This window comes from Candidatus Woesearchaeota archaeon (genome assembly GCA_018303425.1).
Classification (GTDB): domain Archaea; phylum Nanobdellota; class Nanobdellia; order Woesearchaeales; family JAGVYF01; genus JAGVYF01.
In genome coordinates this window covers 1-16,732 of the sequence record JAGVYF010000005.1, presented here as the reverse complement: position 1 = coordinate 16,732, position 16,732 = coordinate 1, and the positions used below count along the sequence as shown (strand labels likewise).

19 protein-coding genes are annotated in these 16,732 nt (G+C 31.3%); 4 read left to right on the top strand and 15 right to left on the bottom strand.

Going from position 1 to position 16,732, the window contains the following annotated elements:
• Positions 1 to 110: 110 nt before the first annotated feature.
• On the bottom strand, positions 111 to 410 hold the full coding sequence (locus tag J4418_01490) for a hypothetical protein (GenBank protein MBS3112739.1): 300 nt from the start codon (positions 408 to 410) through the stop codon (positions 111 to 113).
• Positions 411 to 430: 20 nt separating this feature from the next.
• Positions 431 to 1,048: a hypothetical protein gene (locus J4418_01485; GenBank protein MBS3112738.1), complete on the bottom strand. Its 618-nt coding sequence runs from the start codon at positions 1,046 to 1,048 to the stop codon at positions 431 to 433.
• Between the two features lie 192 nt (positions 1,049 to 1,240).
• Here J4418_01485 and J4418_01480 point away from each other — a divergent pair, with 192 nt between their 5' ends.
• From J4418_01480 to J4418_01470, 3 genes are all read left to right on the top strand, one after another.
• Positions 1,241 to 1,780 carry a nucleotidyltransferase domain-containing protein gene (locus J4418_01480; GenBank protein ID MBS3112737.1) on the top strand — a complete coding sequence of 180 codons (540 nt, stop codon included), beginning with the start codon at positions 1,241 to 1,243 and terminating at the stop codon, positions 1,778 to 1,780.
• Positions 1,777 to 2,286, top strand: a complete 510-nt coding sequence (locus J4418_01475) for a hypothetical protein (protein MBS3112736.1) — start codon at positions 1,777 to 1,779, stop codon at positions 2,284 to 2,286. Before J4418_01480 ends, J4418_01475 begins: the two co-directional genes overlap by 4 nt.
• A 670-nt stretch (positions 2,287 to 2,956) precedes the next feature.
• Positions 2,957 to 3,505 carry a 50S ribosomal protein L16 gene (locus J4418_01470; protein ID MBS3112735.1) on the top strand — a complete coding sequence of 183 codons (549 nt, stop codon included), beginning with the start codon at positions 2,957 to 2,959 and terminating at the stop codon, positions 3,503 to 3,505.
• A gap of 28 nt (positions 3,506 to 3,533) precedes the next feature.
• Here the strand turns inward: J4418_01470 and J4418_01465 are convergent, their stop codons facing one another.
• The 10 genes from J4418_01465 to J4418_01420 all read right to left on the bottom strand — a co-directional run bounded on the left by J4418_01465 (position 3,534) and on the right by J4418_01420 (position 12,790).
• A complete protein-coding gene (locus J4418_01465; protein MBS3112734.1) occupies positions 3,534 to 4,508 on the bottom strand; it encodes a 50S ribosome-binding GTPase in 975 nt (324 codons plus the stop codon).
• Positions 4,509 to 4,700: 192 nt separating this feature from the next.
• The gene (locus J4418_01460; protein MBS3112733.1) at positions 4,701 to 5,243 is read right to left on the bottom strand and encodes a hypothetical protein; all 543 of its coding nucleotides are present in this window, start codon (positions 5,241 to 5,243) and stop codon (positions 4,701 to 4,703) included.
• Positions 5,244 to 5,281: 38 nt separating this feature from the next.
• Entirely contained in the window at positions 5,282 to 5,536 is a 255-nt protein-coding gene (locus tag J4418_01455) for a YhbY family RNA-binding protein (protein ID MBS3112732.1), read from the bottom strand.
• Between the two features lie 83 nt (positions 5,537 to 5,619).
• Positions 5,620 to 6,258 (bottom strand): peptidylprolyl isomerase, encoded by a 639-nt coding sequence (locus J4418_01450; GenBank protein ID MBS3112731.1) that lies wholly within the window; start codon positions 6,256 to 6,258, stop codon positions 5,620 to 5,622.
• A gap of 40 nt (positions 6,259 to 6,298) precedes the next feature.
• Positions 6,299 to 8,014 (bottom strand): cation:proton antiporter, encoded by a 1,716-nt coding sequence (locus tag J4418_01445; GenBank protein MBS3112730.1) that lies wholly within the window; start codon positions 8,012 to 8,014, stop codon positions 6,299 to 6,301.
• 106 nt (positions 8,015 to 8,120) lie between these two features.
• On the bottom strand, positions 8,121 to 8,900 hold the full coding sequence (locus J4418_01440) for a DUF814 domain-containing protein (GenBank protein MBS3112729.1): 780 nt from the start codon (positions 8,898 to 8,900) through the stop codon (positions 8,121 to 8,123).
• A 15-nt stretch (positions 8,901 to 8,915) separates the two neighbouring features.
• Positions 8,916 to 9,359, bottom strand: a complete 444-nt coding sequence (locus J4418_01435; GenBank protein MBS3112728.1) for a hypothetical protein — start codon at positions 9,357 to 9,359, stop codon at positions 8,916 to 8,918.
• A 327-nt stretch (positions 9,360 to 9,686) separates the two neighbouring features.
• A complete protein-coding gene (locus J4418_01430; protein ID MBS3112727.1) occupies positions 9,687 to 11,174 on the bottom strand; it encodes a thymidine phosphorylase in 1,488 nt (495 codons plus the stop codon).
• Positions 11,171 to 12,196, bottom strand: a complete 1,026-nt coding sequence (locus tag J4418_01425) for an AI-2E family transporter (protein ID MBS3112726.1) — start codon at positions 12,194 to 12,196, stop codon at positions 11,171 to 11,173. The genes J4418_01430 and J4418_01425 overlap by 4 nt, the downstream gene beginning before the upstream one ends.
• A gap of 150 nt (positions 12,197 to 12,346) precedes the next feature.
• Positions 12,347 to 12,790, bottom strand: coding sequence for a hypothetical protein (locus tag J4418_01420; GenBank protein MBS3112725.1), 444 nt, complete (start codon positions 12,788 to 12,790; stop codon positions 12,347 to 12,349).
• Between the two features lie 365 nt (positions 12,791 to 13,155).
• Here J4418_01420 and J4418_01415 point away from each other — a divergent pair, with 365 nt between their 5' ends.
• Positions 13,156 to 13,782 (top strand): 50S ribosomal protein L15e, encoded by a 627-nt coding sequence (locus J4418_01415; GenBank protein MBS3112724.1) that lies wholly within the window; start codon positions 13,156 to 13,158, stop codon positions 13,780 to 13,782.
• Positions 13,783 to 13,790: 8 nt separating this feature from the next.
• Here the strand turns inward: J4418_01415 and J4418_01410 are convergent, their stop codons facing one another.
• Genes J4418_01410 through J4418_01400 form a run of 3 tightly spaced genes read right to left on the bottom strand, consistent with a single transcriptional unit; the run spans position 13,791 to position 16,496 of the window.
• A complete protein-coding gene (locus tag J4418_01410; GenBank protein MBS3112723.1) occupies positions 13,791 to 14,312 on the bottom strand; it encodes a hypothetical protein in 522 nt (173 codons plus the stop codon).
• A 25-nt stretch (positions 14,313 to 14,337) separates the two neighbouring features.
• Positions 14,338 to 14,931, bottom strand: coding sequence for a Kae1-associated serine/threonine protein kinase (locus tag J4418_01405; protein ID MBS3112722.1), 594 nt, complete (start codon positions 14,929 to 14,931; stop codon positions 14,338 to 14,340).
• Positions 14,932 to 14,954: 23 nt separating this feature from the next.
• A complete protein-coding gene (locus J4418_01400; protein ID MBS3112721.1) occupies positions 14,955 to 16,496 on the bottom strand; it encodes a hypothetical protein in 1,542 nt (513 codons plus the stop codon).
• Positions 16,497 to 16,732: the final 236 nt, after the last annotated feature.

The window sequence follows — 16,732 nt, the reverse complement described above, 5'->3', positions numbered from 1 at the left end:
ACTGGCATGTTTTACTTCCATTTGGAAATGAAAGTCCTTTTTGGTTATTAAGTTACCGCAGCAAGCTGCGGGGTATTAAACCCAAACGGTAATAAAAAATGATCCTTTCTTCATCCGGTTAACCCCATTCCCCTAATTGTAGCATACCTATATAATAAGATTATAATCACTATTATAAACCCTATTTCAAAAATTATTCTTTTAGGCAGAAATTTAAGATAAACATAATAAAGGATACAATTTAATAAAATGCATAGAAATGGCAAAGTGAAAAACCCTAAATAAAGTAGAGAGAAATCTTTTCCTTTTATTATACCTAATATAACAACTAAAATCAAACCAACATAATCTATCCCAAAATAAGGTTCAACAAACCACACTATAAAACTAATGAATGCTAATATAATCATTGATTTCTTTTTGATTTAATTTAAAATTGAACATGACCATTACCCCCATTATTATCAATATCGTCTCCTACAACTTTATCATAACTTCCTGCCGGAATATCTAAGTTTAATGTAACGCCCACATCATGAGCATATGGATAATTTAAATCCCCTTGTAAAGTAGTGTAGCCGGTTCTTCTCAAGTCGTGGTGAAACGTTGGCCAGTTATTATGCGGACCTGACTGCCTTGCAATAAATCTTATACCGGTTAGTGGGTTAAAATCAAAATAATATTGCGGAAGTTCTGTTGATTTCTTTAATCCATTCTGCCTATAAATCGGATATAATTCATTTTTTAGTTCTTTATGTTCGTTAGATAATAAAAGCCATTTATCATAAAATTCTAATATTGTTTGAAGCTGAGACCAATTCAATGTATCAAATATTAAATCAAATCTGTCACTAATAAAATCATCATCTACATTTGGAGAATCATCTGTGCTAGAAGCGTTATCAATGATGTCCCAGAGGATCATAGCTAAAGTTACCTCACTTAGAGAACTTGGTTTATAATTTCTTAATTGACTTTTAAATTCACTTAGGTCTTCTAAATAAAAATGATTATTTATTTGGAAAGTAGCTTCGTCTCTCACAGCCATTGAAAATGCAGTTGCAAAACCTTCATTAAATGCTCCTTATTCACATAATGCCGTATCAAAACCATGCGGTCCTCCAAATGGACAAAAAGGATATTTTGAGGTTGGATATGTTTGGTAAATAGGATATACTGAGGTAAAATAAGGTTAAGTAATAGATAATTTTAAATATCAGTTGACATTATTAATAATCATATGAAAATAAAAAATATCAGCATCAAAGAGAGAATTAGAGAATACTTTTTTATTAATCCTAGCTCTAAATTAAGAGTAAGAGGAATTGAAAAAAACATTAAACTTCCACTTCCATCAGTTATAAGATATTGCAAGGAACTAAAAGAAGAAGGCATACTTACAATAAGTAAAGTGGGAAATGTGGTTTTTTACATAGCAGATAAAACTAATCCTAATTTTCTCTTAGACAAAAAATTATTTAATATAAAGTCATTATATATTTCAGGTTTAGTTGAATTTTTAAAAATAGAATTAAGCAATCCATCGTTAATTGTTTTTGGCTCTTATTCAAAAGGAGAAGATATTGAAAACAGTGATATCGATTTATATATTGAAACCCCTTCAAAAAGAGAAATTAAACCTACCGAATTTGAAAAAAAACTAAAAAGGAAAATTCAAATATTCAAGCATAAAAAAATAAGTGAAATAAAAAGTAAGGATTTAATCAACAATATTATAAATGGAGTATCTCTAAATGGTTTTATTGAGATTTTAAAATGAAAGAACAAAATTTTCAGGATTGTATTGAAATTGGTTCTACAAAAAAGCAGACTCCTGATCAGGCAAGGGCAAATTCATTAATTGCTACAGCAAAAGAAAGAATAAGCCTAATCACAAAAATAAATGAGAAAAACTGTAATTTTGTATTTGAAGATTATTATACCTCAATTATGGAAATGCTCCAAGCAATATGTTTTTCTAAAGGGTTAAATGTTTTAAATCATATTTGTTTAGGATATTATATCAGAGATGAGCTTAAAAGAGAGGATTTATACAAAATATTTGACAATATAAGATTTAAGCGAAACTCTTTAACCTATTATGGTAATAGAATGGATTTTGAAACTGCAAAAGACGCGATAGAAAAAACTAATCCAAAAACTAAATCAATCTCTAAAAATAAACTGAAAATCCTAAGATTTACTATCTCGACTATATCTGGGCTGGTATTAGACAAATCTTCAAGACGGATTTTCAATCATTACTCGCTAATCGCTGCAGAGTAGCAGGGTATTTATATCCAAGCGAGGAATAAATTAATGTATTGGCGCATATAGAATTATACTCTGAATCTAAAGCTATATCGGGTATTAAAGAGGATTATGGGGAATATAACTTTACTTTTTAATGGATAAAGCGTCCAATAAATAAACTATATTTTCTAGAATTGAACTAAACCGCATTAATGTTACTTTTGTCTGTGTAGTGGCACTTTATACCCAATTCCTTTGCCCAAGCTTTAAATTGTTGTCGAACTGTCCTCATTCTTGTAACTACTACAAAACTACTTTCCCTATTTGGAACCCCAAAAGTTCCAACATTTTGTTGTCAGTTTTATCTTCATTCCTTAATAAAATAATGATATTTAGAGGATCTAACCAATCAATATCCCTAAAGTACATTATTTTTGTTTGATTTATAATAATATATTTTTTCTATCATTTTGTCAAATGAACAGTTCTCTTTAGCTAATGTCCCACTTCTGTTTAACTAATGCCCTATTTCCGTTTTTTAACTATATTGATGTACTGTTTCTACTTTACTGTGCAACAAGAAGAAAGATTTATAAAGGAGTGTGGTGTTTTTTACTAAAAAGGTTAAGAAAAGTTATCTAATCAGTAGAATTATCAAATTCGGCAGGTAGAGAACGTAAGAACCGATGTACCAGGTGTCAAAATGGCCAAATTAAGAAAAGCTAATGCTTATAGAAGGATTGAAAGAGCTTACACGAGGATTTCTAAATATCGAAGCAAAGCGTTTGTTAGGGCTAGGCCACATATGGTTATTGTTAAGTTTGATACTGGAAACACAGCTAAACAACTTGATACATATAATTACATGCTTAATCTTGTTTCAACCAAAAGCCTCCAAATAAGGCACAATGCTTTAGAATCTGCAAGAGTTACTAGCACCAGAATTTTAGAGAACGGAATCGGAAAAACACAATTCCACTTAAAAATTAAAACTTTCCCGCACCATATTTTAAGAGAAAATGCATTAGCTAGCGGCGCCGGCGCAGACAGAACAAGTCAAGGTATGAGCGCGGCATTTGGTAAAACAATTAGCACTGCTGCGCAGATTAGAAAAGGTCAAACGGTAATATGTGTGGGTGTTGACCAAAAAACCCATTTACCGACAGCAAAAAAAGCTTTACAAAAAGCAGCATGTAAATTCCCATGTACGTTCAAAGTTGCAGTGAATGAACAAATTCAAAAAGTGGTTTAAAACTCATTTATTAAAATTTTAATACATCTTAACTTTTAGTTTCCAATTCCTTAATATGTGTAGAAATTCTAGAATTTAATTCTTTGATAGTTAATATAATATCTTTATCTCCTTTAAATTGTGAAACTATCTCTTTAGGAAGGATGTCTGTTTTACTTAAATAAATAATGATAGGTTTATTAAATTCTTTAAATTTTTGCAATAATAATTGTTGATCCCTCAAAGAGTATGGTTCAGATAAATCATAAATATAAATAATCACATTTGCGCAATATTTTGCAGCAAGATATGCTTGTCTTTCAATAAAATTCATTTTGTCAAACCTGTTTAAAGTTCCAGGCGTATCAATAAATTGAATTTTTTTATGACCGACTTCCGCATAACCCATGTTAAGGCTTTTAGTTGTAAAAGCATAATCTGCAATTTCGGGTTTTGAACTAGTGAGTTTGGAAAGCAAAGTTGTTTTACCAATATTCGGAAATCCGCAAATTGCAACTGTTGGCATATCTTTAACAATGGGGTATGACCTAAACGTTTTTCTTGCCTCGTGTAAAAAAACAAATGTTTCTTTAGTCTGCTTAAACAGTGAAGATATCCTCCCATAATATTCTCGGCGGTATTGCATCATCTTGTCTGGATTTTTTGTCTGATTAACTATACCTACGTATTTAGTTGTAAGTGTATCAGAGGTTTTAATTATCCATCTGAGGGCCGCAATTGATTTTTTAAACAAGCCAATATCTAAGGTGGATCTTATTAGTTCATAATAAAATACAGACAATAAATCGATATCTGGAAACGAGTCTGCTAATTTAGTCAAATGCTCAGAAACAAGTCTGTTAATGACACTTAATTTTGTAATTTCAACTTTCCGAATTATCTCATGCCGAGGCAATTTGAAATGTTTGGATTTCATTGCTTTTGCTGCCTTTGTGGCGCTGGCAAAAGCTAAATCAATGTAAAAATCATGTTTTTCCACCTGTAATATCTTTTGAAAGCTCATATTATCCAAATAAAGAATTGGTTATTTAAGACTTACTATATAATTAATTTATTCGATCACTCGCGACCACTACCGATTAATAGATCGGCCGCATACTCGGCTTCGCCTAGAGTCGCTCGTTCAGACTCTGCTAATTACAAACAATTTCTAATAATTATAAACCACTACTGAATACACTAAGGAATTAGCAGATTAAAAACTAATCTCTTTTAAAGCTTTTAATGCGTGATCACTTTTATATACGCCGTTTTTTGCAATATTTTTTAAATATTCTATTTCTTGAACCAGCATCTCTTTATGATTGACTGCATAGTACTCAATTACATCCGCATCTGATACGCCTTTTGCACTCATGACTTTTTTCAAAACCCTATCAATAAAAATATTAAACACCTCATCTATATTTTTTGATGTTGCTATTAAACCTAAAGCGGTTTTTATAAGTTTATACGCACAAAGTGCCCTAAACGAAATTTCGAGCAATAAAATATGATGTTTTGTTTGTTTTTCTTCATTGCTTTTGAAAAGCATTGAAGGCACAAGTTCGCCTAAAATTTCATCATTTATCAGATAAAGAAACCTTGACCATACCAGGTGCATTTCTGAAATTTCTTTTGAGAGAGCAACTGCGCCACTAGGAGATGTTTTAATAAAATCATCCCACCCCCCTTTTTCTGTAATTAATGTTTTAATAAAATTTTGAATATCTATTTTAATATAATTTATATCATTCATTTAATATATCAACAAATTAAGATTATTAAAGATTTCGTTTATCTTTTATAAAGTACAATTATGAAACCTGTAACCTGCACCAAATTGCTGCCGGTTTTGTCAGCAATTTCCTTGGCAATCTGCTTACGATTCTTTGTTTCTAAAGATGATTTAAAAAGTTTGATTTTGATGAGATTACGTTTTTTAAGAACTGTAACTATCTCTTTAATTGTTGTATCAGATATCCCGTTTTTACCAATCCGTATCACTGGTTCAAGACTATGCGCTTTAACTTTTAATTCGTTTAAATCCATAACGTTAATAAAAAAAGAAAAAGTAGTATTTAAGGTTTGCTTCATAAAAAGATACTAATTGTTTCACAAAAAGATGCTAAAGTTTATTCTGAAATAGTAACATTACTCATTACTACATCTTCAAGAGGCATATCGCGCCCGTCACGTCCAACACTTGCAATTTCATGAACAACCTCAATGCCTTCAATAACTTTCCCAAAAACTGCATGTTTACCGTCTAACCATGGCGTTGATACTTCAGTAATAAAAAACTGACTGCCTCCGGTATTAGGACCCGAATTTGCCATTGATAAAATGCCAGGACCTTCATGTGTTAAATCAGGGTTAAACTCATCCTTAATATTATAACCCGGTCCACCAATTCCCGAACCTTGCGGATCTCCGGTTTGAACCATAAAGTTAGGAATAACCCTATGAAATTTAATGCCATTATAAAAACCTTTTTTTGCAAGTTTTATAAAATTACCTGCTGTGATTGGAGCTTTATCAAGAAAAAGTTCAGCTTTAATTGTGCCTAGCGTTGTTTCAATTGTTACGGTTGGATTCATATTATTTTCACCTATATCTGTATTTAAAGGGGCATCGCATTTATAATCATCGTTAAAATCATTGCAACAGCCGCCATTCTCATTATCGATTATAGTTGGCGCTTTACAAACGGTACATCCACTGAATGTTGCCAAAAATAAAATAATCAATACTGTTAAGATTAACCCTTTCATAATATATTGAGAATAATGTTATTTATTTATAAAACTAACGCTAATTAAATCTAATACTCATCTCATGGCCAAGACTTTGACGTTCCTTTAAATCATGAATAATTTTGGATTTATGGGCTTTCAGATTAAGTGTGCCATTATTAACTTTTTGAATAATATTTCCTACATGGTCACCACCTATCAGATGGGGCATTATAACATAATCTGCACCATGATTATAAAGTTTTAAAGCTTCATCAACTTGACCGGCCGTTACAATAACAAAAGCTTTCTTGTTAATTTCCCTCAATTTATGCAAAAGTAAATAGTTAGTGCTCATTGTTGGAATTGTGGATATCAACATTTTAATAGTTTTGAGATTAATACGTTCAAGTATTTCTGAATCGCCCGCATCACCGTAAATACAAGGCATATTTGTGCCAATTAGGTACCTAATCACTTCAGGATTGAAATCTACAACTAACGTCCTATCAAAATCGGTATTTTTACTAATCGATTTTAGAATTCCGTAGCCTATCCGATTATAACCGCAAACTACAACATCATGTTTTTTTCTTTTATTAGGAATATATTCTAAATTCTGATTTGTTAAATTAAACCGTTCGAATAAATTTAGATAATTTTTTAATTTTTTAAACATTTTTTCACCATATTCCATAAAGTATGATGTAAAAGTTATTGTGAAAATTGCGACCATTGTTGTTAAAGATAAAATTTCTGTCCCTATATGGCCTAATAAAATTCCTTGCGCAACAATTATCAATGAAAATTCGCTTATTTGGGCAAGTGTTAAAGATGTAAAAAATGCCGGATGTTTTTTATAGCCAAAAATGCTGCAAGTAGTCATCGTTAATAATGGTTTAATTATTAAAACTGAGATTGTAATAACTGCGGCAGGTAAAAAAATAATATTGAGGTCTCCAAATGTCAACTGTAAACCCAGTGAAACAAAAAATATTGTCGAAAAAAAATCTTTTAAAGGCACAACTTTACTTATTATTTCATAACTATATGGAAGATTAGCTAACGCCACGCCCCCAATAAATGCCCCAATTACAATTGAAAACCCACCTAAATAAAATAAAAATGAAAATAGGAAACAAAGCGATAACGAAACCAGAAATAAAAGTTCTTGAGACTTTGCCGTTGATTTGAAAAGTTGTGGAAATAAATAATTGCTTGCAATAAAAGACACGCCAATTAAAGCAATTCCTTTGAAGATTGAAGAAATAAGTAAACTTGAACTAAAATTATTTAGTGTTGTTAATATAGTTAACGCTGCAATTGCAATAAAATCTTCAGTAAGCAACATACCAATTACAATTCTCCCATGTAAACTATCAAGTTCTCGCTTATCAGATAATAGTTTTACACCAACCATAGTACTGCTAAATGCTAAAATAAGCCCAATATATACCGAGATTAATTTGCTAAAATCAAAAAGTAAACCAATACCATAACCCATTACAAATAAGAATAAAACCTGCAACCCCCCGCCTAACGTTGAAACCAAACCAACATTCTTTAACCTGCTAAAATCAATCTCCAGACCGGCAATAAATAATAAAAATGCTATGCCTATCTCTGAAATTTGAGTAATAGTGTCCGAGTTAGTTACCCAGCCAGTAATGGGTCCAAGTAAAAGTCCTGCAAAAATATATGCTGGAATAAAAGGTTGTTTAAAAAATTTAACAATATATGCTAAAATAGTTGCAACAATAATTATTATACCAACTTCAAAGAATACATTTACCATATATAAGCCACTTAGTAAATATTATTGATATAATATCTATAAAAAGGTTATTATTTTGAGTTATATTTGTAATATAATATTCTTTATGGATGAAGTATGTCAAAGCTTATTTTTGGATATCACAACCACCCGCAGGTAAAAACCTAATTATATCATCAAGATCAACATCAGCTTTAAATTTAGATTTAATCTTTTTTGCAATTGTGCTTGATTTTTCTTTTCCTTGTGTGATTATTATATATTTATCTGCATTAACTTTTATAGCGGTTACAGGCCCCCCAATAATCTCTTTATCTTTCAAACCAATAGCCAACTCTAACTTTGGATGCAGGTATGTAGTTTTACCACGGATCATGAACGAACCTTTCCCTAGAAACTCGCCAGATTGCGCTTGCTTAGAAATTTGGCCAGGGGTTACATAAAATACATCTGAAGTAGAAAGCCCGGCTTTCCACGCTTTTGAATTATATGAAGCAGTAGCTTGAGCAGTTTCTTCTTTGGTGATATCCCCTATTTCTCTACCTTCCGATTTTACAATAAAAAATGGCGATCCGGCCATATCAGTATGAAACACTAAATCCCCTATTTCGATATGTTTCTTAACAATGATATCATTAGTAGTAGCATCTCTGCCACCAATTACTAAAAAATTTTCTGAACTATAAAACCAACGAAATTTTTCGTACCAATACTTTTTCCGGGCAGATTTTTCAACCAAAATCTCTTTTTTTGATTCTTTATGTTTAATAGAATTCAATTTATCAATATTTTTTTGCAAAATCCCAAGCACGCCTGCAATTTTCTTTTTTGATTTTTTAGATTTTTCAAAATAAAAAGAAGCATTTTCTTCAAGAGATTTTACTAAATCAAGTTTAATTTCTACCATTTTTAATAATAACTATTAACATGTGGCAATTGACTGTATATTGAGTTTTGCGCCATCACAAGAAACTAATTCACTGCCTTTTTTAAATTTAGGAATAATTTCCACATTTTCAATATCACCATAAGTTGTTATATCATACTCAACTGCCAAATTAAGTAAACTGTTTGGAGCAATTGTATCGCCAAAATTTTTTGTTTTAATTCCATCTTTACTGCCATGAACCCAAACACTTACTCCTGCAAGTTCAGAGTTACCTGAATTTTTTAAGTTAAGTTGAACATTTTGGTCATTGAAACAAATAAAACCTTGAGTGCTTATCTGTAAATCCGCACTACAATCATCTCCAGCTAAACCAGAACCAATCTGCATTACAACTGCGCCTAATGCAACTGCAAAAGCAATTAACAAGATTGTAGCAATTAAAGGCGATACTCCTTTTTTTGATTTTAAAACTAGCATAATATGATATTATAGAATTAGAGATTTATAAAGTTAACTTATTTGTTACCCTACATGAACTTATTAACTAATAAAACCGCCTGAAACTTCTAAACAATACACATTAAATTAAACTACATAAATATCCAAATAATAGAATTGCAATTAAAAAGTCAAAAGCTTGCTTCGCCCAATCTGATTTCTTAGACCCCCGTCACAGACCAATGTCATGTTCGGTTCGGTCAACCCGCTATAAATACGAGCTTTTGACTACCGAATAACCGCCAATCAAAGACTGGTGAAAAATGAGTGTATTTTATAATAATATAGCCCATTCACTTGAAAAGATTAATTAATTTCAAAAACTGGCTTTTTATTTAATTCAGTTATCGCGTATTTTAATTTTTCTTTTGAGTCAGAATAGATTATAAAAACAGTTTCGCCTTTTTTAATATTATAACCTACATGGTAATTTAAATAAATGCCCGCTGCTTTATCCAATGGAGCGCCGGCAATTCTTGCAATCCTCGCAATCCTTTTATTATGCAAATATTTAATCTTACCTGATTTTTGGGCCAACACTTTGTAACTGAATTCTCCAACTTTAATCTTATTGGGATCAATATACGGATTACCTCCCTGAGCCCGGATCATATCCTGCATTTTTTTATACGCTAAACCTGATTCTAACATAACACGAGCTGTCTCTTTAGGCCGTTTAACACCGGCCATTTTCAAAATTAAAGTTGTAACATATAAAGATTTACGTTTTAAATCCGAAGGAGCTTTGATATCGTTTTGTAAAACCCATAAAACATCTCTTGCTTCAAGATTAGGGCCAATCCCGTGACCAATTGGTTCTTTCCCATCACTTAAAATTACTTTAATTTTCATGCCTAAATGTTTTCCAAGCATTGTAAAATCTTTCTTAAGTATTTTTGCTTTTTTTTCAGAAACTACTTTTGCTTCAAGACCTACAGGGATGTCAATTAACACGTGAGTCGCCTTGACTGCCGCTTTTTTCGCCAAGATACTTGCCAAAAGCATGCCTTGCGGATCCAGACTTAACGGATGTCTCAGTCTAATTAATTTATCATCTGCAGTCGCAAGACCCATGCCCCCGCCCCATGCAATAAATCCCCCTACTTTTTTCATAATTATTTTAAGTTTAGTTAATTTAACTGATACCGGTGCCAATACTTCCATTGTATCTGCAGTCCCTGAAGGAGAAGTGATAGAACGCGAAGAAGTTTTTGGAAACTTTAAACCTGCAGCAACGCATATGGGAACTACCACCATTGTAGTCCTATTTCCCGGCACCCCCCCTATACAATGTTTATCAAATATTAAACCATTAGAAAAATTTAAAATTTCCCCTGAATCAACAATTGCTTTTGCAAGCGCCCCCGTCTCTTCCAATGATAACCCATTAGTATAGCATCCAGAGATAAAATAACATAATTCTATCTCGGTTAAATTATTTGAAATGATATCTTTTACTATGCCATTTATCTCTTCTTTAGTTAATTCTTTTTTATCTAATTTTTTCCGGATAGAAACTAAACTGGCCGGTTTATCAATTAAATCAATGGTTACGATTGCGTCTTGTTTAACATTTAAAGTATCTAAAACTTCTTCAAATAATCCTATATGCCCTGGGGATACGGCTTTTTTACTTTCGGCTATGTCGGTTATTGCAACAGTTTTCTTATTGCCTTTTTTTACTATAACCCTGTCTCCATGATGAAGGTCAAGTTTAACAGCATCTTTTTGATTGATTAAAATTACTTGAATGCCCCCTGTTGCAATATCCATATCTTTTACAATTAGTTTCATATAATTATTTTTTCTTGCATATATATTTTAAACAATACAGAGAAAAATGAAAGTATTAATGGGCCCAGTATTACTCCTATTATCCCAAATAAATTTATGCCTCCCAAAACCCCTAACAACATCAAAGCAGGATTAATATCTGTCCTGCCAGAGATAAAAATAGGTTTAAGGAATGTATCCATCAATGAAAGAAAGACCCCAATAATTAAAATTACCCATACTTTCCAATAAACTCCAAAATATAGCTGATAAAGTAAAATCGGCACCCATATCGCGGCCGGACCAATCAAAGGTATAAATGCTAAAAAACCGATTAAAAGTCCCCAAAAAATTGGTGACGGCATTCCGATTAAAGCAAAAGCTAGTATAGCTAACAATGCTTCAAGTATGCCCACAATAAATACACCATAAATAATCGAATAAGTTACGTCATTTAAATTTTTTGAAATTAATTTTAAGTGATTCCGATTGAATGGAAGAAATTCATAAATTTTTTCAGTTAATGTCGCTGAAGAAATAAACAAATAATATGTTATAAAAAGTATAATAAATAGATCTAATAAAATTGCGGGTAAAGAAAGCGCTAATCTTGAAAAGAATTCTAAAATATAACTTGTACCCTTATCTAATGCCTGTTCAAGATAATATCTGGTTTCAAGATCTCCAAACAAATTCTTAACATCACATAATAAACTGGGACTATCACAAGTCGTTAATTCCGCCACATTCAAATTTTGAATCCCGAAAGTATAAATTATATATGCTTCTTTGGTTAAACTGTTTAATAAAAATATCGAAGGTATTGTCACCAATAAAATAATAATTGTTGAAACTAAAAATGCTGCTACTTTCTGATTATTTAAAACTTTAAATAATTTTTGATATAATGGATAAAAAATATATGCTATAATTCCGCTGCTAAGTATAGCAACCATAAATGGTTTAAGTAATAAATAAGCCACATACAAAAATATTCCTAAACTACCAAAATACAAAAATTTACGATTTGAAGATTTTGACATAAATCTACCTTTTACCTGCCTTTTTTATTTAATTATGGGAATTTTACTTTATAAATGTTTATATTTTAGACACCGTCCGGAAAGTAATCTATATACGGACAGAAACAATTATGTTTTTATTAAAAAAATTAATAAGAATATTTTCAAGCTCTAATAAATAATAGCCACTATAAGACCATTAATCTGTCCAAATCGGACTTTCTCAGGATCATTAAACAAATTATTATCGCCTTTAAACGTTGCATACCAGCCAATTTCATCTGAACTGATATTTACAACTCTATGAATAATTATATTGTCCAATAATTCCGAGTTATATGATACAATATCACCAATATGGACCTGTTCTGGGAGAGAAGGTTTAATCTCAATGGTATTTGCTTCAATATCAAAAACAGGGTCCATAGAATTAGTATCTGCAAACTTTGCCCAGTGCGCATTTTCAATAGTTAATACAATCTTGTCATTATATACCTTTATTTGATTTTCAGGTATGTGATTAAATGGCGAATCCTTTTCATTATTCAAACTATAAACTGCGCTTGATAAAAATAATAATATAAGTATTCCGGCCAAAATAATATAATTTCTCATAAAATATGGACAAAAAGCGCCATTATTTAAGCGTTGCTTCAATTTTCATACATTCAGTTACCCCTATCGAAATTTTATTGTATTTACATAAAAAATATTTAATTTGTTGGCAAATCTAAATACACGCAATCATTAAAAATAATTAAAATTCAGATATGAATAATAGAAAATTGTTAACTACAATCTCAATGAATTATAATTATAATTGATAATTAGGACAAAGTGCCTTAAATGAACAAAATCAATAACCGTAACCTTTATAAACTGGTGCGGTCAACACGATATAAAAGAAGATGTGGGCTTGCTCGCCTGAATTCCAGTCTTGAGATTATCCAAGAATAGCAAAACAACGGAGGCAAATAAAAATGAGTTTATACAAATACATAAGGGAACTCTGGAAACAGCCTAAAGAAAATTTAGGCGAAATAAATAAACAAAGGCTAATCAAATGGCGTAGACAACCCTCTACTGTTAGAATTGAAAGACCTACAAGATTAGACCGGGCGCGTTCTTTGGGTTATAAGGCAAAACCGGGAATTTTAATTATCAGACAAAGAGTTTTACGCGGAGGACATTCGCTCTCAAGAGTTGGCAAGGGCAGAAAGTCTAAACACTATAAATCAAGAGTTGACCTTGAAAAAAGTTACCAAGTAGTTGCTGAGCAAAGGGTAGCAAGAAAATATAAGGCAAACTGCGAAGTTCTTAATTCATATTGGGTAGGAAAAGATGGTAAAAATTATTGGTTTGAAGTTATTTTATTGGATAAATCACACCCTGTAATTAAAAATGATGCTTACTATAGCCAAATAGTTGCTCAAAAAGGCAGAGCGTTTAGAGGTCTTACAAGCGCAGCAAGAAAAAGTCGCGGTTTAAGACATACGGGCAAAGGAACCGAAAAAATGAGACCAAGTATGCGTGCAGTAGCTAAACGTAAAAACCTAAGAAGAGAAACAAGGACAAGATTAAGATATAAATTAGGAGCAAAATCCTAATTTTGTTTTTATTTATTTTTGATTTCTTGTTCCAAGGATATCCTAAATTTATTAGATTCCCTGATTAAAGAATTTAATAAAATTTCTATCTCTAAAATATCCTTTTTTAATGTTTTAGCATTAAGACTGACATAATGAGTATTTTCAATCTCCATAAAACTTCCTAAAAAATTCTGTAAATCGGAAATATAAAGATAAACTAGTGAATCAATGCGTTTTAATCTTTCCAAATCATTATCTTGTTGATATTGATCATATTCTTTTTCAATATCCGCTAAAATCGAATTTCTCTTCCCGACAAGCTTAACCAATACGTCCCTAAGTGGTTCAATTAACGTTTTAATATTTTTAACAATTTTATCTACTTCAATAAAATGTGGGCTCTTTTTTGAAAGAATTAATTTATTTAATCCTTCCAATAACTTATTTACTTGTAATAACAAGTCAAGAAAATTTGATTTAAGATTATCAATTTTATCTTTATTGCCAGAAACACCCAAAAGATTTTTGAATTGGCTAAATATACTCATAAGGAAATAATAGGTATAAGATTATTTAAAACTTTCCTTTATTCCTACCGCGCTGTTCAACTTGTTCAAGTCTTTTAAGTACAGTTTTTGAACCGGGATAATTTTCAGAATAACCCCGCACTGCTTCAGCGAAAGATTTTTCATAAATATCATTATGTTTAGAAGCAAGCGCCCTATCAAGTAAATGCAAATCTACAGCTTTATCTTCGTCTTTGCTAGAAAAAAAAGATAACCCAAAATCTATAAAGACAAGTTTGTCTTTATTTAATATCATATTAGAAGTTGTTAAATCGCCATGAATAATATCATTAATATGCATTTGAGCCAAAGTTTTTCCAATCATATAAGCGCTTTTAACAGTTAAACAATCACGCAATTTTATTCCTTCAATAAATTCCATTTTAATTTTCATATCTTTGTCGCACATTGAAATAAGCTTAGGCGCGCAAATACCTATTTCATTTAATTTATCAATAATCTTGGCTTCTCTTCTTGTTCTGAACTTCCTTAAAGAGTCATCAATTTCAAGCAATCTATAACATTTAACAATACGCTCTTTAATTATAAAATTGCCTTCCTTGTAAATTACTGCTTCCGCACCCTGAGAAATTTTTTCCATTTGTAAAGATGAACCCGCCATTTTTAAGGATTAATAATTGATGATTTTTTATAAAGTTTATTAAAATCATCCCCTATATTGTAACTCATTTGGTACATAGTTCTGCCCACTATTCCGAATACAGCGCCCACTTCGGCGTCTTCATTTATCTTGTAACCCATTGCATTTGCAAATTTTTGCGCTATATTAACAGTATCTTTATCTTTATCACCCATTGCGCGTTCTTGCACTTCTTCTTCAAGGTTTCTTTTAGAAATTTGTGCTTTGACAGAAGCCCTTACAAGACTTTCAATAATACGATTAACAGATTGATCTTCAGGCAAATCATTTGATTCAGCTAACTGTTTAATAAATTCTCTTTTGCCATGCCCCCTTCCTGTTACATCTCTGGTTAATATAACAGTTGCATAACTCCTGTCTTCTTTATACATTTTCATTGCAGCATCAACTTTATCACTGCCTCCTGCAACTTCCCACCTTTTTTTAATATATGTTTGTAATAACTTATCAGCTAATGCTTCAGCTTCTTCTTTATTTGCAAGTTTTTCTCTGCCATTTAAAGCCTCTTTAATCAATGCATGATAAGTTTTTCTTATTTCATTTGATTCCTTACCTGCCTCTTTATTTACTTCGTTATGATTTAATTTTGCATAAAAATTAACGATATCCTCTTTAGACATTTTTCTTACATCCTCTTTTGATAAAAAAATGTTTGCATCATTAGCAGATATACTGCCAACAAATGAATCTAAACAAGATTTGTTTCCAATTTTTTGAATACTTCTCTCAAAATCGAATGCTAGATCATATGTACTATGCCCGACAATCGTATCTAATAATGACCATAATTCACCATTATTATATATTTGACTTGACAAATTATAGCCTAACGCATTCACAAAACCTTTGACTTCTTTTTCAAGTAACGGATTCCATTCATAGCTTTCACCAAACTCTGAAGTTAAAGCTCTTTTTTGTATTTTAGAATCGGGCGAGTTTTGCGCAATATACCTGACAAATCTTTGAAAGTCTCGATTATCTCTAGATAAGTTACTTAAATGGCTTAATTGTTCAACTAATTGTCTCCAATCTAACCCGGTTTTTTCATACAGCATCCCTTCATGGTCTTGGCTTCTAAAATCAAAAGTAGTCTGTGCAGCTGCAGCAAGATTTTGGTCTGGATAAAATTTAACAACCCTTTCTATTATTTTTTTTAATAATTCATTCGCCCTATCTTTAGCTTTGTCTTTAGCTGCTCTTTGTTCAACTTCAGTATAACCAGTTGCTTTGTATAGTGAAATACTTAATCCGTTATTTGCCAAAAATTCATCAACAATATCAAAAATCAAATCAGCTTTTTCTCTGACTTCTCGATTTTCATCCTTTTGCACGCCTGCGTGGCTAAGTGCTGCGTATGATAAGACTAAATCTCCCGGACTTGCGCTCATTGCAGCGCCAATTTCAAGGTCTGAACCTGATACTTGCTTAGCTTGTTCATAGCCCAATCTAACTATTCTATCCAAATCATTGATACTTTGCCCATAAATTTTCTTTAAAAGCGCCATTTTGTAATATTTAGTTATAAATCTATAAAAATCTATAAAAATCTATAAAAATAGGGTAAATAGTTTATTTATAAAAGTTGCGGTGTAATTATTAGCAACCTTTTTAAATATCCGTTATATTCTGAATTAGAACTATATGGTGAAATCAATGGCCAAAAAAAAAACTCATAATTCTGAAGATACCTCAATGGTTAAAAATGAAATTCCGCCGGAAGTTAAGGAAAAACTTGAGAAAA